We start from the raw sequence: 17,333 nt of genomic DNA on the forward strand, positions 1-17,333 counted from the left end.
GAAAAACTGGATGATCGTGCAGGTAACTAGATGGTTGTTACATGCTTTTCGCATTTTTATGGTTGGAGGGGCTCCTGATATGGTCTTCGCACCTTAGGGAGCCAGTAGTCCATCCATCTTCAACGTCCCAGCGATACCCACGGCCGGCCGTGTTCCCAATGAACACGAATCGGAAGACGAAACGCTTCGGAAAGCCGTTCATTGGTTAATACGTCCTCTTTTCGTCCCGCGGCGGCGATGCGCCCGTCCTGCAAAAGCAGCACATGGGTGATCGATTCGACAATTTCTTCAATATAATGGGTGACGTATAACACGTGGCACGACCGGGCGGTGATTTGCGTCATCAAGGATAAAATGTCTTCCCGCGCCAATAAGTCAAGGCCAACGGTCGGCTCGTCCAAAATAAGCAGCTTCGGGTTCGCCATCAACGCTCGAGCGATCAATGCTTTCCGCTTTTCCCCTTGGGAAAGCGTCCCGTATGGTTTTCCCCTGACCGCTTGCAAACGGAACGCTTCCATGAACGATTCCACTTTCGCCCGCTCGTGATCGGTGACAGCATCATACAAACCAATCGTCGCAAACGTGCCGCTGAGGATGACATCTTCAACCGTCTCGGTCTGCAGCGTGTCGTGAAATTGATCAAGGAGCGAGCTGCTGACAAACCCAATATGCCGTCGCAACTCCGGCAGACTCGCCTGTCCAAATCGATACCCTAATACTTCCACTTCCCCGCGCGTCGGGTATTGATAGCCTGTGACGATGTTAAGAAGCGATGTTTTCCCGGAGCCATTGAGGCCAAGAATCGCCCATTGCTCGCCTTCTTTCATTTCCCAATCGATTTCATGCAAAATCGCGCGCGTCCCCCGCATCCATGACACGTTGCGCATGCGGATGATGACGGTCATTGTCCCTCTCCCCTTTGTGGTTCATATGGACGATCTTGATCGAAAAAGTTGGGCAACATGGTCGTGTTGTCATACGACCGATGAAAAATGTGCGTTGTCGCCGGAGACAATGGCGGAATCAGCCATGTCCAGTCGCCGGTGACATGGCGCCCGGCTGCGTTTTCTTGCTGTTCAAACAACTGAAATTGGCGCGCGGCGGTATGATGATCAACGATGCTGATGCCCGCCTTTTTGTAGGAATATAAAACAGCGATATTCAATTCGACCAACGCCTTATCTTTCCATAATGATGCGTTCGAGCTGGTGTCAAGCCCCATGCAAGAGGCCACTTTCGGAAGCATGTTGTAGCGATTGTCATCGGCAAAATTGCGGGCGCCAATTTCCGTGCCCATGTACCACCCGTTAAACGGTGCGGCCATATAGCTAATGCCGCCAATTTCTAGACACATATCTGAAATCATCGGGACGGCGTACCATTTTAGCTGCAGATCGCGAAACCACGGAAACTCTGGGTGTTCGATTGGCACCTCCAGCACCAATTCTTTCGGAATCGGTGTCCAAACAGGCTGTTGGCCGCCTACTTGGATCACCAAAGGCAGCACGTCAAAAGGCGTCTTTTCCCCCTTCCACCCAAGCTGTTCACAGGCGCGAGTGAAAGTGAGGGAAGATGGGTCGCCGATCATCCCTTCTTCAGTTTCATAACCGGCATACCGAATCAGTTGGTGATTCCAGATGCGCACTTCCCCATTTGGACGAAAGATCGTGATCGCTGGCCGGATTTTCCCCCCATTGGTCGCAAACTCAATATGATGGAACAGATAAGAAAACACCTCGTCAACAGTCGCTGCCTCTCTCGCATCAATGACATGGAGCGATTGCCAAAACAGGCGACCGATGCAGCGATTGCTATGCCGCCAAGCCATCTTAGCCCCGTAGCTTAACTCTTCGTACGTATGGCTATATGTGCCGGTTTGTTCCACTTCCCAACGGATTTCGTTCAACCGCCGCTTCATTTCTTTCTCACTTTTTCCAAGCTCCCGATAGCTTGCCGTAATAAACTGTTCCGCTTTTTTTATCAATGGCCCATCATGCTGTCTCCACTTTCGTTGATGCATATTCTTCTCGCTGTTTACCATGTATGCTTCTTCTTCCTCCATTTTCCATAACCGAAACTCTTCGCGGTCATTCCGATGCCAATGAGGAGACAAATGCCCCCGACCCACCACATTTGCTCAACCAACATCGAAATGGCAAAAAAAATGAGCGCGAAACCGAGCAGTCGATGGATCAACATGATTCTCTCCCCTTTTCCCCCGCGTCGAACGCCCTTCCATCGTGCGACAGCCATACTATTGCTGCAAGCTGTCGCTCCCGCGGGGCAACTGAGAATGGAGCAACGCTCTCCCCCTCTATTGTAGCAGATGCTTTCAAAAGAAAGGAACAAAAATTTTCAATGAAACAGCCCGCTTCGAACGGCTTTTTCCTTTAGCGCGCGCATCCATGGACCTAATGGCCCTTTCAGTAAAAGTCCAGCCAAAAGCGCGGCGACGGCAAATAGGAGAAGCCGCTTGACATCATGCTCGACATTTTCCCATACGATCCCACCGACTGCCTCGCGCATAAAATCGATGGCATAAGTAAACGGCAGCCAAGGGGTGAGCCGTTGAAAGAACGGAGGGACGAGCTCAACCGGATACGTGCCTCCCGCCCCGGCAATTTGCAAGACGAGCAGCACGATCGCTATCGCTTTTCCAACATTTCCGAACAAGGAGACAAGCGAAAAAACTACCGCCATAAAGACAAAGCCGCACAAAAGACCAAACGCCATGAACCATCCTGGTTCACGGACGAAAATATTCGGCAAGACAAACGCCGATCCCGCTGTGACGACCATCGCCTGCAAAGCATTCAACGTCCAAAATGTCAACAGCCGTCCGACATATCTTTCCCGCTCATGCGCTTCCGAAAACGAAGAAGGTTCGGTCGACAAGACGGAAACAAGCAACAAACACCCTACCCATATGGCCAGCACCGTGTAAAATGGGTTCATGCCTGAACCGTAGTTCGGCAACGGGAACAAGCGGAACGTCTGCACATCAACCGGATGGGTTAAAAACGCTCCTTTCGCCCGAGGATCTTGTTTCAACAGGCGAATCAGTTCATCGATATTCGTTTCACTTTTTGTTTTTGAGAGAAAAGCGGCCAGCTCGCGAACTTGCCGGGAAAGAAAGGGATATTGAGCGCGGGCAGTCTTCAGCGCTTGCTGGGCGGCCGCCAAATCACGGTCGGTCGTTGCCAACCATTGCTTCGCTTCATCTAACTCTTGATTCATGCGGAGGAGAGTTTGCTTCGCCTGATGCACTTGCTTCTCCGCTTGATTCCATTTCGCTCGCAATAGCGGCAACAACCGTTGGCGATAGGCTTGATCAAGTTGCTGCGCCTGCGCGTCCAATGAATGGAGTTGTTGACGCAGCTCATCGATTTGTCCTTCCGCATCTGTCGGATGATGTCTCACTAGTCGGGCAGTTTCTTGAACCGATGCCAATGTCCGCTCGATACGGCTCACGGCGCGCTCGACAAGTTGCAGCGAAGAAGGCTCGACAGCCCCCTCCCACGTTCGCAATATTCGACGCAACCGCTGAACCAACGAGTCGGCGTCTGTGGCAGCCTGTTCGACAAGAGTTGCCCAGCGCGCCCGCGTTTCCGGCGTATCGGGAAGCTGCGTCGTCTGTTCGGCAAAGGAAAGAGGAAAGGAGCGGAGCGTCTGAACCGTCATTTCCACCGGCTTTTCCCATAAGGAAAAAGAAGACCGGACTTGCGTGAACATCTTCTCAATGTGGTTCATCCATTCGAAACCGTATTGCACCGCGATTTTGGCGTCCGGCAGAAGCTCGCGCCCTGTACGAATCAATGCTCTCGCCTCCCTTACATCGCGATCCAAAGCTTCCAATTGGCGCTCAATCACCGGCAATTCACGTTCGAGACGAAAAACGAGCGCCTCAACGCGGCGAATGGCGGGAAGCTGCTGTTCCAGCGTCACTCCCGCTTGGCGGAACAAGGAAAACAACGCGGTGTTCACCACTCTTGCAAATTCATCGCTGACTTGCGCTGACAACGTGCTTGCTCCGCGTTCGGTGATTTTGGGGGCGATAGCGTTTTGTTTGTCATTTTCATAATAGTAAATCACCGCCCTCTGCGGACGCTCTTCGACTACGGTTGCCAATTTGGCGGAGAAATCAGCTGGAATGATGATCGTCGCAAAGTACGCTCCTCTGCGGACGCCTTCCATTCCTCGTTTCCGCGTAACAAATCGCCACCCTAACTGATGGTTCGTTTTTAAGGTACGGATGATCTCATCGCCAGCGTGAAACCGGCGACCGGCGAGCTCCGCCCCGCGGTCTTCGTTCACTACACCGACCGGTAAATACGCAGTATGAGCGTAAGGGTCGATCGAAGCCTCTACGTTGATCCAAGCGTAAAGCGATGGGAGAACGATCAGACCGAGAGCCAAGATGGCGGCGACCCAGTTGGTCGTGAGATGTTTCAAATCGTTCACATAAATGCGCCATGCTTGTTTCACTTTGATCCGCTTCCTTTTCTTTTCAGTCGATCATGCTGTTGTTAGTATGAGCGGATCATGGGAAAATGAAACCTACCTAGCCCATCCTGCTGTTCATTTACGAAAAAAAAGCCACAGCGCCAAAAACAGAAACCCCATGGCGGCAAAGCGCGTCAGGTCAAACGGGATGCGCTGTCCGCCGAACAACCCAAAATGGTCAACAAGCGAACTCATCACGAGCTGTCCGGCGATCACGGCCACCAATGAATTGGCAACGCCAAGTTTCGGAACGATGAGCACCATGACAAACACGTAAAAGGCGCCAAGAATGCCGCCCATCAACTGCCATTTCGGCACGGAAAACATGGCGATGAGCTCGCCTTTTCCGAAAAACAACTGCACGAAAAATAAGACGATCGTTCCGATGAAAAACGAAACGAACGCCCCTTCAAGCACCCCGACCCGCCTGCCAAGGCCGCCGTTCACCCCCGCCTGTACGGAGACGGCCATCCCAGCCGCTAGCGCCATCGTCATCCACAACCACTTCATCCGTCTTTTCCCCCTTTTTCTCTATGCTCTTTGCTGAACATAGATCCAATCAAACCAAATACGCTCTTCCTCTTTGCCGAACTGGGAGCGAAAAAAGCGATGAAAAGGAGCCGGCCGCTTCCCCGTCTTGTCGCCCCGTTAGGAAACGTTGTGGCATCGGCTTTTCGTTTTCCATCATCGTCCATGAGGCAGGGACGAGCGCACGAGCCTTTGTCAGGCTTCGAAAGTCAGCGAGTGAACGTGGATCGATAGAGAATCGGCTCTGAAGCGCAACCACCGCCCTCTGTCCGTTAGCCGCTCCCCATCAACCGAACAGCGCGCGAAGCCAGCCACCGACGAAGGAAACGAGAACAACCGCCCACGCTGGCCACTTCCAGACCGCAAGCAACAGAAAGGCGCTGAGGGCAAAGGTAAAATCAGCCGGCTCGTTCACCGCCTTTGTCCAAATCGGATCATACAGCGCCGCAAGCAAAATCCCGACGACAGCGGCGTTAATGCCGGCGAGCGCCGCTTGGAAGCGCGGCTGATGGCGAAGCCAGTGCCAAAACGGAAACGCGCCGAGCACAAGCAAAAATGAAGGGAGGAAAATGCCGATGGTGGCGACAAGCGCGCCTTTCCAGCCGAACGCAGCCATGCCGATGTACGCAGCCAAGGTAAACAGCGGCCCTGGAACGGCTTGCGCGGCGCTGTAGCCGGCTAAAAACTGGCTGGCCGTGACCCACCCTTGCGGCACCACTTCCGCTTCCAAAAGCGGCAGCACGACATGCCCGCCGCCAAACACGAGCGCCCCGGCGCGGTAAAAGCTGTCAAACAGCGCCCAAAGCGGTGAATGAATCCAAGCGCGGGCAAGCGGCAGCGCGATAAGCAGCACAGCAAATAAGGAAAGCAACAGAAAACCGGTGGAACGGCGAATGAAAGGCGTGATGCCTACGGAAGACGGCGTGACGGTTTGGCGCCGTCCGACCGCGCCGATGGCTCCGGCGATAGCGATCACCGCCACTTGGCTCCATGCCCCGGCATGAGAAGCGCAGCGATCGCCGCTGCGACCGCAAGCGTGGCCTCCAAGCGGCCGGCAGCGAATTTGCGCGCCATCTCCCATACCGCCTGCGCGACGACCGCGACAGCCGCCAACAGCAAGCCGTGCATCCAGCCCGCCTCTCCCAAAGAAGCATGTTGCAGCCAGACGGCAACCAAACTAAGCGCAACCGCCGACGGCAATGTAAACCCAAGCCAAGCGGCCAGCGCCCTCCAGAGGCCGGCGCGCATCAGCCCGATGCCGATGCCGATCTGGCTGCTGGCCGGGCCGGGGAGAAATTGGCAAAGGGCGACGAGATCGGCGTACGTTTTGTCGTCGATCCATTTTTTTCGTTTCACGTACTCTTCATAAAAATAGCCAAGATGGGCCACCGGACCGCCAAACGACGTCAAGCCAAGGCGGAGCGTCGTGATCCCGACCTCGAAGACGGAGCCGCGTCGGTCTCCTGCCCGTTGATCCTTTTCAGTCATGGATCCTGCTCCTTTCGTTTACGAGATAGTCATGCTACAATCATATCATCATTCACGAGAGGAGAGAAGATGATGAACGTTCGAACGATGGCGACCAACGGTTTGATCGCCGCCGTGTATATCGCGGTGACGGCGCTCATTCAGCCATTTGGCTTTACGAACATTCAGTTTCGCGTATCGGAACTATTGAACCACCTCGTCGTATTTCGCCCAACATACGCCATTGGCATCGTGCTTGGTGTCTTTTTCGCCAATTTATTTTTCTCGCCAATTGTTGCGTATGATCTCGTATTCGGCGTCGGCCAGTCGGTGCTGGCGCTTCTGATCACGATCGTTTCCATGCGCTATGTCAAGAACGTTTGGGCGCGCATGGCGGTCAATACATTGTCGTTTACCGTCACGATGGGCCTCATCGCCCTCGAATTAAAGCTCGCGCTCGGTCTTCCGTTTTGGCTCACATGGCTGACGACGGCCATCGGCGAATTTGTCGTTATGGCGCTCGGCGCGCCGATCATGTACGCTGTTGGCCGCCGCTTGGCGCCGGAGCTGTTCAATTCCTCCCATCAAAACCGTTAGCCGCCCCCTTGCGCCTTAGGGGGCTCGCTCCATTCTAAAGGCGCATTTCCTGTAGGCCCACAGGGGAAGTCTTGATCAACCGTACGGGCTTTCCATATCCATTTTGACTACGGCATCGAACGGACAGCCCATTCAATGATCAGCGACATCACAGCAAGCAAGATGATTCCCGCCGTCGTGATCTTCAGCGCCCTCCGCCATCTTGGCGGTAGGCCCCGCCCCACCCGAAGAACAGCAAGGCCGACCGCCATTCCGCCCACCCACATAAAAAGGCCGGCCGGGGTGACAAGTTGGCGCCAATCGCTGATCCAAGCGTAGATGATAAGCGTCTGGCAGACAAGCAGAACGCATACGATGATTCTCACGGTTCTCCCCCCTCCCGATCGAGGCGCCGCGCTGTTGAAATGGGGAGCGCCGGACGTTTCACTGTCCTTGTCGATTCGAAGCTATGCCAGCAAATCCCGATGATGATGACAGCCAAACCAACGACCGCCCATCCGTTTGGAAGCGGAGTGGACAAGAACAGTACTTCACCGATGACGGCAAACATGACTTCCGCGGACTGCGTCGCTTCCACAGCGGCCAGTTTTCGCTCGTTCCCTTTGGCCCGATCGGTAGCGATAAAAAACAATGTCGTCGCGATGACCCCGGAACTCATAGCCACGATGAACGACTGCATTGTTTGCCCCGCCGACGGCGCCCCTGATGTCATCCAGCCCATCAACGCGACCACCAGCCAAAACGGCAGACTGGCCATCGTCATCCCACATACGCGTTGAAACGCATCAAGGCGCCCGGCGCAATGTTCGATCATTTTCCGATTGCCAAGCGGATACGCAAACGCGGCAACCAACACCGGAAAAACCCCTAGTACCATTTCGCTCCATGTCAGGCGACCGGCTTGCTGGAACTGGATGAGAACGACGCCGAACAAAATGAAAAGCGAAATGAAAAGCGCCCGTTTTTCAATCGGACGGCGTACGGACATCGTTCCGTTTGGCGTTTCGATAGTTTTCGTAAACAACGGGCTAAGCAGAACACCAGCCACAATCGTGCACTGCCATGTCCCGGCCACAAGCCACCCCGGCCCATAGGCGGCCGCGTAGGTGAGCGGCGCGTAAAACAAGCCGAATCCGACCGTCCCCCATGTGATCCACACCCGCGGATGGCGCTTCATGTCCTGCCAAACCGGGCGAATGTTGCGGCGGAACAGAACGATGACAAACAGCAGCGGCGCCATAAAGAAAAAGCGAAGCGACGAACTCCACAGCCAGCTGCCACCGGCCAGCTCCATAGATCGATTCAAGATGAACGTGACGGCAAAAAAGAACGAAGCGACAAGACCGATGGTTATTTCCCGCATCGCTGGTCTCTCTCCTTGTTTGATCGTATTCGTTAGGTGGCGGAATGACTTTATTTTATCGTATTATTAGCAATTTTTCTATTTGTTTTATTGATTATTTAGAACATAGTTTTTTTAGATCAATATGAAGAGGAAAACCAACCGAACATGGTTGCATCGAGCGACAATCCGATCAACACTGTATTCATTCTTCTTTCTGTCACCTCCATTTTCTTTAATTCTTACTTGTCAAATAGATATTTATGTATTATTCTTAATTTATCCACTATTCCTATTTGTCTAGGAGGTTTTTTATGCCTAAACTCACCTTTTCCTCTGATGTCAAATGGTCTGGCGAAGGAGTACGCTCAGTGGCTGACATTAACGGCAAGCAAGTCATCATTGACGAACCCCCAGCCTTGGGAGGCACTGATCAGGGACCGAATCCCGTAGAGCTGGTCCTAGCTGCACTGGGCGGTTGCATCAATGTACTGGTCTCTCTGTTTGCCAGCCATCACGGGGTCGAACTGAAAGGAGTCCAAGTACACGTAGAAGGGGATTTAGATCCCGATGGCTTTATGGAGAAAGCGGACGTTCGGCCTGGATTCTTAGAAATTCGCTACCATATTGATATTGACTCTCCTTCCGATCCAAAAAACGTCCAAGCCTTGATGGAACACGTTGAACGTGTCTGCCCGGTCAAAGACACCCTAAGAGGCGTACCCACAGTACCTATAATGAGTCAAAAAACGTCATAATGTGGAAATGGAAAAGGCTGTCTGGAAAAGTCTCGTGATGATCTTTCCAGACAGCCTCTGTATGGCTTATCTGTATGCCGCTCCATCTACGGGATGCGCGTTTCAGGGCTCATGCAAAGAGCAGTTCCATGGAAATCCCGATGATCGGATTCCTCTGCTTGTCAATCTGCATCGCTGATTATTGTTGGATTGTCGGCAAGGCGGCGAGTTTCTTGCCGAAATTCTTCATAGCATAATTGGTAAACGTCGGGATGTAGCCGTCATAGCGCGGCGGAATGCGGACGGTCAGCTTGTTGCCCGTTTGGGTAATTTTCGGCTCGCTCGTATACGCCGCGATGATGAGATTGTGCGTTGGGTTGAACACTTGCAGCGCCATGACGCCGCCGCTGTGCGGGGTGAAAATGATCGGCGTATGATGCTCTTGCACAAGGCGTTTGGCGTTCACCGCTGTTTCGTTCGGCAAATGCAATATTTCGTAGCGGACCGATACGTTGACGATTTCAAGCAACGGCGCTCCCTCCCAAATAGGCTTGAATGACCGCCTCGTTGTTTTGCACTTCTTTTGGCGTTCCTTCAGCAATTTTTTCGCCGTAATTGTGCACCATAATGCGGTCAGCGATTTTCATGATCATTGACATTTTGTGTTCAATGAGGCAAACAATCAAACCACCTTGAACCATTTTGACGATCAATTCTCCTAATCCTTCCGTCTCATCAAGGTTGACGCCAGCGGCCGGCTCATCAAGCAACACAAGCTCGGGGTCGGTCGCCAAAGCGAGCGCAAACGCCACCCGCTTCTTCTGTTCTTGCGACAGATTGTCGACGAGACGGTCCGCCATATCGGTTAAACCGACGAAATCAAGCATCGCCATCGCTTTTTCTTTGCCTGCCTGCTCCTCGCGGCGATGCCGCTTTGTGCGCAAAATCGCATCCACCACGTTGGACGAGGTGCACAGCCGGTGGCCGATGATGACATCATCGACCAGCTCCGGTCCAATGTCGGCCCGCCGCATCGCCTCTTTGATGACTTCCGCGCCATACACGTGCGCCGGCAGTGTCGCCAAGGCGCCTCCTTGACGGGCGATCGCCGTCCTGACAGCGGACACAATGACGGCCTCTCGTTTCATCGCCATTCCCCCTCCTTTTTCAGCCGCTCCGTCCCGCGGCTTGGGAAGCGGGCCCCCACCTCATTCAGTGGAAAGACCCTCCGTCGGAAAGACCCTCACTCATACAGCGCAAAAACTAGTTCGCCTTTGACGACATCCTTCCCGTGTTGATTGACGGCGGCGACCGCAAAGCGGATCGTTTTCTCATCCTTTTCTTTGACCGTCGCTGTCAATGTGACGACATCGTTTAAAAATACCATCGATTGAAAGCGAACGAAATAATCTTGGACAAACCCTTCTTCGTAGTACGGCGTAAACAGCTTTGCCAAATTTCCCATCGTCCACATGCCGTGGGCGATAATGCCGGGTAGCCCGGCTTTTTTCGCCTCTTCATCAATCGTATGGATCGGGTTGTAATCGCCGGAGGCGCCGGCATATTTAATCAAATCAAGCCGGGATACCGGCGGAAGCATCACTTCGGGAAGCGATTGCCCCACTTGCCATTCGCGAATCGTCGTCATATGCTCATCGCCTTTCTTACCGCTTCATTGATGATGATGGTCGAAGTTGATGTGAAAACAAGATTCCCTTCTGCGTCTTCGCCGTTGTTGGCGATCACTAAAAAGCCGAGCTGTCCCATGCTGCTTTGCTTTTCATAGTAATCTTTTACTTCGGCGTAGCAGTACAGCTCTTCGCCGACAAACAGCGGACGCTCGTAATGGAAGCGCTGCTCGCCGTGAATGAGCCCTTTTGCCGGCAGCTTCAGTCCTTCAATGACGCCGTAGTCAAACACGCGCGGAAACGTCGGCGGGGCGATATTGCGCCCGTAGCGCGACCGTTTTCCTGTTTCTTCATCCCAATATATCGGATTCGGATCGCCGATCGCTTCGGCAAATTTTTTCACCGCGCCGCGTTCGACGACGTTTTTGATTTTCTTCGACCGTTTGCCGATCTCTCCTTGGTACATCGTCCGCCCTCCTCGCCTTCAACATTTCGGGCCGCCGGCGACATACAGCACTTGGCCGTTGACAAACGACGATCGCTCATCGGCGAAAAATGCGACCGCGTTGGCGATATCTTCCGGGCGGCCGCTGCGTCCGACCGGGATGGTGGCGACGCTTGCCTGAATGAGCTGCTCAAACGAAATGCCGAGCCGCTCAGCGGTTGCTTTCGTCATATCGGTTTCAATAAACCCTGGAGCGACGGCGTTCGTCGTGATACCAAATTTGCCAAGCTCAATCGCCAGCGTTTTTGTAAACCCTTGAATGCCGGCTTTCGCCGCCGAATAGTTCGCTTGGCCGCGGTTGCCGAGCGCTGAGGTCGATGAAATGTTGATGATGCGCCCGTATCCTTTTTCAACCATATATTTTTGCGCGGCGCGCGCGCAGTAAAACGCCCCTTTCAAATGGACGTCCATGACGGTTTGCCAGTCGTCGTCGGTCATTTTAAACAGCAAGTTGTCGCGGATGACGCCGGCGTTGTTGACGAGAATATCGAGCGAGCCGAATCGGTCGACGACCTCTTGCATCGTTGTTTCCACATGTTCGCGGTCGGTGACGCTCGCCACTTTGGCGTAAACGTCATACCCTTTTTCCCGCAGCTCGGCGGCCGTCGCTTCAAGCGCTTCGGCGTTTAAGTCGATGAACGCCACCTTGGCCCCCTCTTCCGCAAAGCGGGTGACAACCGCCTTGCCGATGCCGCGGCTCCCCCCGGTTACAAATGCCACTCTTCCCGCAAATCGTTGGCTCATTTTTTTCTCCTCCTTTTCGGTAACGCTTTCATTTTTTAGAGAAACTGCCCGAGTTTGACGTGTCCTTTGATTAAGTTGCGGGCGATAATGAGGCGTTGGATTTCATCCGTGCCGTCATAGATGCGCCATAATCTCGCCTCACGATACCAGCGCTCGATCGACAGCTCTTTCGTATAGCCCATGCCGCTGTGAATTTGTATGACGCGGTCGATGACGCGATTGCCCATGTTGGCGCCAAACAGCTTCGCCATCGAAGCCAAATGGCGGTTGTCCTCCCCTTGATCGAGCGTAAACGCCGTGTTCAACACGAGCCATTTCGCCGCTTCCTTCGCCTTGAATTGCAGCTCTTTCCTTCGCCTTGAATTGCAGCTCTTTTAATTTTTCTGGCGCAAGCCCCGGCTTTCCTTCCCGCTCGTTGCGCAGCACTTCGTTTTCGAGCGGGATCAGCTCCTTCTCGACAAATTTGCGAATCGCTTTTTGCACCATGCGCTGCTCATCGGTTAAGCGCAAATGCATCGTGAATCCCCTCCGTTTTCTGTTCGCCTTTCCGCCCTGCTCCACCCACTTAAAATACCAACCGGTTGGTATGTTACCTCTATTATATTCAAATGTTCTGAAAAGTACAATACTTTTTGCGCTTTTTGTCCAACGAGAAAACGTTCCCCGTTGGCGCAAGGGTTGTAAATCAAGAGGCTTCGCTTTTCAGCCGAGGTGGTCCCTAAAAGATCGGGACCCCTCTTTCTTCGCTATATACGTACTGGCTGCTTCAGCCTCTCTATGTTGCGTCTATACGGCAATCGTCTTCGCCTCGCGAATCCATTGCGCCAATCGCTCGATCAAACTCACGGCATTCCTCTCCCTTTCTCTACCAATTTCTTGGTTTGGCCAGTATCTCCTTCGGTTCTTTTCGCGGCCATACGGTATAGCTGAAACTCCAGACAAAATCAACCACCAAAACCAACGTCCAACGGCCTGCCATCATCAACAGTTCTTTCGCTTTCGACATATCGCCTACGAACCAAACCATAGCCAACAAAATCGCTTGACCGATCGCCCAAGCCCTCAGGTGACGATACCACCCTAGGCGTTCGTGCTTGGCATGCTCCTTTCCGAAGAGAAGAGATTTTTTCGGCCTAGGCATTTTCAAAAAAAGGTGAACAAACTGATGATCTGCCCATTGGATCATGCGACGTCCATACACAACGGATACAGCGATATAAACAGCTGCCAATGAATGAGATAACTTCGCTGTCTGCCCGTGCGCTAAGTCTACAACCGACACAACTAGTAAAATAAGATCTGCCAAAATGGTGCATAAAAAAAGGCATACACTGGTCATTTTCCATTTTAACACATAACGCGTGAACAATCCCGATATGACGAACACCCAAAACAGCACTTCACATGCGATAATCAGCCAACCAATGATATGGACCGCCTCCTTTTTAACACATTTGTATCAAAAAAAATAGTAACACAATTGTATTAAAAAAACAACTGTGTTACACTGGATATATGCCCAAAATAGTCGATCACGAAAAGCAGAGGAAACGAATTGCAGAAGCGACATGGACCGTGATCATGCGGGACGGGATTGAAAAAGCAACCGTGCGAAATATCGCTAAAGAGGCAGGAATGTCTGCCGGGGCGCTGCGCTATTATTTTACTTCTCAATCCGAGTTGTTAGCCTTTTCGATGAGACTTGTCTCTGAACGGGTGCGGGAGCGGGTTGAGGCCATCCCTCCCTCCATCCCGCCCCTTGAAGGAGTCAAGCGTTGTCTCCTTGAACTTCTGCCGTTAACCGATGAAACAAAAAAAGAAATGGAGGTGTGGCTTGTTTTTACACAAAGGGCACTTTGGGATCCCGCGCTCCAACCACTGAGCGAACAAATATACCATCAGTTGCGAACGGCCATGAAAAGGATGCTTGAACTGTTGCGCGATCTCGGGCTGTTAAGGTCTGATGTGTCGATTGAGTTGGAAACAGAGCGCCTATACGCATTGGTTGACGGCTTAGCGATGCACGGCATCATGCAATCTGGCAAGCTATCTCCTTCAAAAATCGAAGAAATTATCGAATATCACTTACGCTCCATTTGCCGTTAAGACAAATGGAGCGTAGCTTATTTTGGTCCTTAACAAAACGGCAACCGTCAAACGACGACAAACAAAAGACAGGTGATCTTGCCGCTTTCTCTTCGATGGAGCACCGACTCAGGTTACTCTTGCCAAAACATCCATACATAAGTGTTACGCATCGGCTATTTGGCCAGCCGTGGGAAAAGAAAAAACAGCGACAAGCAGGCTGAAAGTCCCCCTCCCGATCATTCCAACTGCGGAATAAACGTCGGCATGACCGGGATGATCAAGCCGACGTCGATAAACATCAACAATAGATTCTTCACCTATCTATGAGCATGGCTCCTCGTCTCTTCAGCAACAGATGCCTCTTTCCCTCATTAAGCTGAGCTAGTCCACTACCGTAAATTAAACCCTTTCCCCTCGACAAATTCTTTCATGTACATCCGGACCGAGCGGCTCAGCATATCGGCCATCTGCCCCGTCCATGTATCGCGGCGGCGTCCGTTTGTCCGCTGCTCATAATACGCCGAAACCGTGTCATTGTAGCGCTGCAACTGTTCGAGGAACGGAGCGCGATCTTGGTTGTATTCGTCCTCATGATAAACGTGCGCAAACGGCAGCCGCGGCTTGCGGTCCGGCGTTTGCGCCGGATAACCGACGGCAAGGCCAAACAGCGGAATGACTCGTTTCGGTACGTTTAAGAGCGCACACACGTCCGGCAAGTTGTTGCGCAATCCGCCGATATAGCAGATGCCAAGCCCCATCGACTCGGCGGCAATGGCGGCGTTTTGCGCCGCTAACGCGGTATCGATGAGCGCCACCATAAACTTTTCCGTGCTCTCAAGCGACGGGATCACGTCTTTTCCTTCAAGCTCCCCGATGAGTTCATGGCGGTGAAAATCGGCGCAAAAGACAAAGAAATGGCCGTTGTGCTCGACATAAGACTGATTTCCCGAAAGCTCGGCGAGCTTCCGTTTTTTCTCCGGATCTTTCACCCCAATGATCGAGTACGCCTGAATGTAGCTTGACGTCGACGCCGCTTGGGCGCATTCAACGATCGTGCGAATTTGTTCATCCGTGAGCGGCCGATCTTCGAAGCGACGGATCGAACGATGTTGCAAAATCGTTTCGATAACGGGATTCATCTTGTACACACCCTCCTGTGCAATGAGTAGCTTGCCATCGATGATTATCATACCAAAAAAGAGAGAGCCGAAAACACGTCAGTCCTGCATTTTCACGGAAAAGATCCATGGGCGGTGATCGGCCCTCCACCCAGACATGAAAATCTCGCGACAGTTCGGCATTTTCACGGAAAGGAAGTATGGCATGTTTTGAAACAGTCAAGCACACCTTGTGGCAAAGAGCGCAAAACAAAAACCTGCCGGAAATCGGCAGGTTGACGTTCCTATGTACAATGGCGGAGGAAGAGGGATTCGAACCCCCGCGGGCTGTGACACCCCTAGCGGTTTTCGAAACCGCCCCCTTCAGCCAGACTTGGGTATTCCTCCGTACGAAAATGGAGCCTATCGGATTCGAACCGATGACCTCCTGCGTGCGGGGCAGGCGCTCTCCCAGCTGAGCTAAGGCCCCAAGCAAGGATCGGGAAGACAGGATTTGAACCTGCGACCTCACGGACCCGAACCGTGTGCTCTACCAAGCTGAGCTACTTCCCGTTGATTGCTTACCCTTGCGACAATTTTTATTTTATATGAACCTCGCAAGAAAGTCAATGATTTTTTATCATTTTCCCCCACCGCCCGGGCTTGACGGGTTTTCCACCGCCTGTTGCATAGCGGCCACCCTTTTTTTCCTATACTAAAAAAAACGGCGATCGGACGCAGCGCGGAAACGTTCCATGGTCAACGGTTTCCCCTCCACCTAGGGACGAAAACGACCGCTTGCTGCACGACATGTTCGCGGAAAAGGGGGAGAGCCCATGAAATTCATCCCGCCGGCGCGGCGCAAACGAGCATATTTGTCGCAGTTTACCACCACCAACCTCCATTTGCGCCATCCGCTTGTCGTCGCCTTTTTTTCCTTTTCGTTTCCCGGATTCGGCAATTTGATGCTGCACCGTTACGCCACGGCTTTTATTTTAATCGTTTGGGAGCTGTTTATCAATACAAAAGCGCACGTCAACGCCGGAATATTGTACTCGCTCCTCGGCGATTTCGAAAAGGCCAAAGCCGTTCTTGATGAGCGATGGCTGATGTTTTATGTCGCCATTTACATATACGGAATCTGGGACAGCTATCGCGGCGCCGTTGACATGAACAAGCTGTATTTGCTCGCTGACCGGGAAGACGCACCCATTCCCCCGCTGCGAATGGGGGGATGGGACATCAATTACTTGGACAAACGTAAGCCGTGGCTAGCGCTCGCTTGGTCGGTGCTCGCCCCCGGCCTCGGCCATTTGTACGTTCATAAGGTGATTGCTGGTTTGTTTCTGTTCGGCTTTACCATTATCGTTTCCTATTTTGCCCGCTTGCCCGAAGCGATCATTTATACGCTCACCGGCCGCTTTGATGAGGCGGTGCGCATCGTGAATATGCAATGGGCGCTGTATTTGCCTTCCATTTATTCGTTTGTCTTCTACGATGCGTACGTTTCAGCCGTCGAATACAACAAGCTGTTTGAAAAAGAGCTGTCCAACTATTTGCGCCGCCGCTGCCAACCAAAACCATTTCGATGGCCTATTTGATCAGGAGGCTTTCTATGATTGTCGTTGCCACTTTTGAAAACCATTTGTTCGTCGAGCTGGTGATTTCCGCTTTGCGCGAAAAAGGAGTTCCCCCACACCATCTGTTCGCCGTTCCGCTTGACGGCCGCCCGGAGCCGCCGCAGCTGTTAGATACGATCCACCGCGCGGACGGCTTGAGCTTTCTCGATCTAGCGGCGATTTTCGGGACTTGTTTCATGCTACTTGGTTCGATTTACGGCTATGTATTAACATGGGGACCGATCATTTGGGGGGTGATCGGGGCGGTGGTCGGCATCTCGCTCGGCCTGCTGTTGAAATGGGGGCTCAACCGAAACACGGCGCGCCGCCAAACGAACAGGCGCGCGGAAATCGTTCTCCTCATCCGCTGTGATGAAACGCAGTGGCCGATGATCGAGCGGCTGTTATGGAATCATCATGCGCTCGGCCTCGCCGGCATCGACGATGAAAAGAGAACGCGCCAATGACAGTCGCCATG

18 protein-coding genes, 3 tRNA genes and 3 pseudogenes are annotated in these 17,333 nt (G+C 52.8%); 5 read left to right on the forward strand and 19 right to left on the reverse strand.

The window, feature by feature from the left end:
- Positions 1 to 119: 119 nt before the first annotated feature.
- From B4113_RS00760 to chrA, 6 genes and pseudogenes are all read right to left on the reverse strand, one after another.
- Positions 120 to 905 carry an ABC transporter ATP-binding protein gene (locus B4113_RS00760; protein ID WP_061912084.1) on the reverse strand — a complete coding sequence of 262 codons (786 nt, stop codon included), beginning with the start codon at positions 903 to 905 and terminating at the stop codon, positions 120 to 122.
- Positions 902 to 2,020: a nitric oxide synthase oxygenase gene (locus tag B4113_RS00765; protein WP_061912104.1), complete on the reverse strand. Its 1,119-nt coding sequence runs from the start codon at positions 2,018 to 2,020 to the stop codon at positions 902 to 904. The genes B4113_RS00760 and B4113_RS00765 overlap by 4 nt, the downstream gene beginning before the upstream one ends.
- A gap of 14 nt (positions 2,021 to 2,034) precedes the next feature.
- The gene (locus B4113_RS19995) at positions 2,035 to 2,199 is read right to left on the reverse strand and encodes a hypothetical protein (RefSeq protein WP_201028598.1); all 165 of its coding nucleotides are present in this window, start codon (positions 2,197 to 2,199) and stop codon (positions 2,035 to 2,037) included.
- Between the two features lie 156 nt (positions 2,200 to 2,355).
- Positions 2,356 to 4,485: a YhgE/Pip domain-containing protein gene (locus tag B4113_RS00770; RefSeq protein ID WP_061912085.1), complete on the reverse strand. Its 2,130-nt coding sequence runs from the start codon at positions 4,483 to 4,485 to the stop codon at positions 2,356 to 2,358.
- Positions 4,486 to 4,578: 93 nt separating this feature from the next.
- Positions 4,579 to 5,013: a DMT family transporter gene (locus B4113_RS00775; RefSeq protein ID WP_061912086.1), complete on the reverse strand. Its 435-nt coding sequence runs from the start codon at positions 5,011 to 5,013 to the stop codon at positions 4,579 to 4,581.
- A gap of 304 nt (positions 5,014 to 5,317) precedes the next feature.
- A pseudogene (gene chrA, locus B4113_RS00780) lies at positions 5,318 to 6,519 on the reverse strand (chromate efflux transporter).
- Between the two features lie 72 nt (positions 6,520 to 6,591).
- Between chrA and B4113_RS00785 the strand changes: the two are divergent.
- A complete protein-coding gene (locus tag B4113_RS00785) occupies positions 6,592 to 7,095 on the forward strand; it encodes a QueT transporter family protein (RefSeq protein ID WP_061912087.1) in 504 nt (167 codons plus the stop codon).
- Positions 7,096 to 7,202: 107 nt separating this feature from the next.
- Here the strand turns inward: B4113_RS00785 and B4113_RS00790 are convergent, their stop codons facing one another.
- Complete coding sequence (locus B4113_RS00790) at positions 7,203 to 7,460, reverse strand: hypothetical protein (RefSeq protein ID WP_061912088.1); 258 nt, start codon at positions 7,458 to 7,460, stop codon at positions 7,203 to 7,205.
- On the reverse strand, positions 7,457 to 8,458 hold the full coding sequence (locus tag B4113_RS00795; protein WP_061912089.1) for a multidrug resistance efflux transporter family protein: 1,002 nt from the start codon (positions 8,456 to 8,458) through the stop codon (positions 7,457 to 7,459). The genes B4113_RS00790 and B4113_RS00795 overlap by 4 nt, the downstream gene beginning before the upstream one ends.
- A gap of 293 nt (positions 8,459 to 8,751) precedes the next feature.
- Between B4113_RS00795 and B4113_RS00800 the strand changes: the two genes are divergently transcribed.
- Positions 8,752 to 9,195 carry an OsmC family protein gene (locus B4113_RS00800; RefSeq protein WP_061912090.1) on the forward strand — a complete coding sequence of 148 codons (444 nt, stop codon included), beginning with the start codon at positions 8,752 to 8,754 and terminating at the stop codon, positions 9,193 to 9,195.
- A 181-nt stretch (positions 9,196 to 9,376) separates the two neighbouring features.
- Here the strand turns inward: B4113_RS00800 and B4113_RS00805 are convergent.
- The 7 genes and pseudogenes from B4113_RS00805 to B4113_RS00835 all read right to left on the reverse strand — a co-directional run.
- Positions 9,377 to 9,661 (reverse strand): annotated as a pseudogene (locus B4113_RS00805) (ethanolamine utilization protein EutJ); the annotation flags it as partial.
- Positions 9,662 to 9,695: 34 nt separating this feature from the next.
- Positions 9,696 to 10,322: an ATP-binding cassette domain-containing protein gene (locus B4113_RS00810; protein ID WP_235597935.1), complete on the reverse strand. Its 627-nt coding sequence runs from the start codon at positions 10,320 to 10,322 to the stop codon at positions 9,696 to 9,698.
- A gap of 95 nt (positions 10,323 to 10,417) precedes the next feature.
- On the reverse strand, positions 10,418 to 10,822 hold the full coding sequence (locus tag B4113_RS00815) for a MaoC family dehydratase (RefSeq protein WP_061912092.1): 405 nt from the start codon (positions 10,820 to 10,822) through the stop codon (positions 10,418 to 10,420).
- Positions 10,819 to 11,268, reverse strand: a complete 450-nt coding sequence (locus tag B4113_RS00820) for a MaoC family dehydratase N-terminal domain-containing protein (protein WP_061912093.1) — start codon at positions 11,266 to 11,268, stop codon at positions 10,819 to 10,821. Before B4113_RS00820 ends, B4113_RS00815 begins: the two co-directional genes overlap by 4 nt.
- An 18-nt stretch (positions 11,269 to 11,286) precedes the next feature.
- Positions 11,287 to 12,051, reverse strand: coding sequence for a 3-oxoacyl-ACP reductase FabG (gene fabG / locus B4113_RS00825; protein ID WP_061912094.1), 765 nt, complete (start codon positions 12,049 to 12,051; stop codon positions 11,287 to 11,289).
- A 35-nt stretch (positions 12,052 to 12,086) separates the two neighbouring features.
- Positions 12,087 to 12,377 (reverse strand): annotated as a pseudogene (locus tag B4113_RS20220) (acyl-CoA dehydrogenase family protein); the annotation flags it as partial.
- A 539-nt stretch (positions 12,378 to 12,916) separates the two neighbouring features.
- Positions 12,917 to 13,480 (reverse strand): hypothetical protein, encoded by a 564-nt coding sequence (locus tag B4113_RS00835; protein ID WP_061912096.1) that lies wholly within the window; start codon positions 13,478 to 13,480, stop codon positions 12,917 to 12,919.
- An 86-nt stretch (positions 13,481 to 13,566) separates the two neighbouring features.
- Here B4113_RS00835 and B4113_RS00840 point away from each other — a divergent pair, with 86 nt between their 5' ends.
- Positions 13,567 to 14,157 carry a TetR/AcrR family transcriptional regulator gene (locus B4113_RS00840; protein ID WP_061912097.1) on the forward strand — a complete coding sequence of 197 codons (591 nt, stop codon included), beginning with the start codon at positions 13,567 to 13,569 and terminating at the stop codon, positions 14,155 to 14,157.
- A gap of 371 nt (positions 14,158 to 14,528) precedes the next feature.
- On the opposite strand, the gene nfsA is transcribed toward B4113_RS00840, so the two are convergent.
- The 4 genes from nfsA to B4113_RS00860 all read right to left on the reverse strand — a co-directional run bounded on the left by nfsA (position 14,529) and on the right by B4113_RS00860 (position 15,809).
- Positions 14,529 to 15,278: an oxygen-insensitive NADPH nitroreductase gene (nfsA, locus tag B4113_RS00845; RefSeq protein WP_031409645.1), complete on the reverse strand. Its 750-nt coding sequence runs from the start codon at positions 15,276 to 15,278 to the stop codon at positions 14,529 to 14,531.
- A gap of 273 nt (positions 15,279 to 15,551) precedes the next feature.
- A tRNA-Ser gene (locus B4113_RS00850) sits at positions 15,552 to 15,644 on the reverse strand.
- Positions 15,645 to 15,653: 9 nt separating this feature from the next.
- Positions 15,654 to 15,726, reverse strand: a tRNA-Ala gene (locus B4113_RS00855).
- A 9-nt stretch (positions 15,727 to 15,735) separates the two neighbouring features.
- A tRNA-Pro gene (locus B4113_RS00860) sits at positions 15,736 to 15,809 on the reverse strand.
- Between the two features lie 263 nt (positions 15,810 to 16,072).
- On the opposite strand from B4113_RS00860, the gene B4113_RS00865 reads away from it, so the two are divergent.
- Complete coding sequence (locus B4113_RS00865) at positions 16,073 to 16,837, forward strand: hypothetical protein (protein ID WP_033843884.1); 765 nt, start codon at positions 16,073 to 16,075, stop codon at positions 16,835 to 16,837.
- A 14-nt stretch (positions 16,838 to 16,851) separates the two neighbouring features.
- A complete protein-coding gene (locus tag B4113_RS00870) occupies positions 16,852 to 17,322 on the forward strand; it encodes a hypothetical protein (protein WP_033843886.1) in 471 nt (156 codons plus the stop codon).
- Positions 17,323 to 17,333 lie beyond the last annotated feature (11 nt).

Origin of the sequence: Geobacillus sp. B4113_201601, assembly GCF_001587475.1 — a bacterium.
Classification (GTDB): domain Bacteria; phylum Bacillota; class Bacilli; order Bacillales; family Anoxybacillaceae; genus Geobacillus; species Geobacillus icigianus.

Excerpts from the sequence above, each read along its gene's own strand:
- B4113_RS00760 (WP_061912084.1), bottom strand. The coding sequence starts at position 905 with ATGACCGTCATCATCCGCATGCGCAACGTGTCATGGATGCGGGGGACG.
- B4113_RS00765 (WP_061912104.1), bottom strand. The coding sequence starts at position 2,020 with ATGCATCAACGAAAGTGGAGACAGCATGATGGGCCATTGATAAAAAAA.
- B4113_RS19995 (WP_201028598.1), bottom strand. The coding sequence starts at position 2,199 with ATGTTGATCCATCGACTGCTCGGTTTCGCGCTCATTTTTTTTGCCATT.
- B4113_RS00775 (WP_061912086.1), bottom strand. The coding sequence starts at position 5,013 with ATGAAGTGGTTGTGGATGACGATGGCGCTAGCGGCTGGGATGGCCGTC.
- B4113_RS00785 (WP_061912087.1), top strand. The coding sequence starts at position 6,592 with ATGAACGTTCGAACGATGGCGACCAACGGTTTGATCGCCGCCGTGTAT.
- B4113_RS00795 (WP_061912089.1), bottom strand. The coding sequence starts at position 8,458 with ATGCGGGAAATAACCATCGGTCTTGTCGCTTCGTTCTTTTTTGCCGTC.
- B4113_RS00800 (WP_061912090.1), top strand. The coding sequence starts at position 8,752 with ATGCCTAAACTCACCTTTTCCTCTGATGTCAAATGGTCTGGCGAAGGA.
- B4113_RS00810 (WP_235597935.1), bottom strand. The coding sequence starts at position 10,322 with ATGAAACGAGAGGCCGTCATTGTGTCCGCTGTCAGGACGGCGATCGCC.
- B4113_RS00815 (WP_061912092.1), bottom strand. The coding sequence starts at position 10,822 with ATGACGACGATTCGCGAATGGCAAGTGGGGCAATCGCTTCCCGAAGTG.
- B4113_RS00820 (WP_061912093.1), bottom strand. The coding sequence starts at position 11,268 with ATGTACCAAGGAGAGATCGGCAAACGGTCGAAGAAAATCAAAAACGTC.
- fabG (WP_061912094.1), bottom strand. The coding sequence starts at position 12,051 with ATGAGCCAACGATTTGCGGGAAGAGTGGCATTTGTAACCGGGGGGAGC.
- B4113_RS00840 (WP_061912097.1), top strand. The coding sequence starts at position 13,567 with ATGCCCAAAATAGTCGATCACGAAAAGCAGAGGAAACGAATTGCAGAA.
- nfsA (WP_031409645.1), bottom strand. The coding sequence starts at position 15,278 with ATGAATCCCGTTATCGAAACGATTTTGCAACATCGTTCGATCCGTCGC.
- B4113_RS00865 (WP_033843884.1), top strand. The coding sequence starts at position 16,073 with ATGAAATTCATCCCGCCGGCGCGGCGCAAACGAGCATATTTGTCGCAG.
- B4113_RS00870 (WP_033843886.1), top strand. The coding sequence starts at position 16,852 with ATGATTGTCGTTGCCACTTTTGAAAACCATTTGTTCGTCGAGCTGGTG.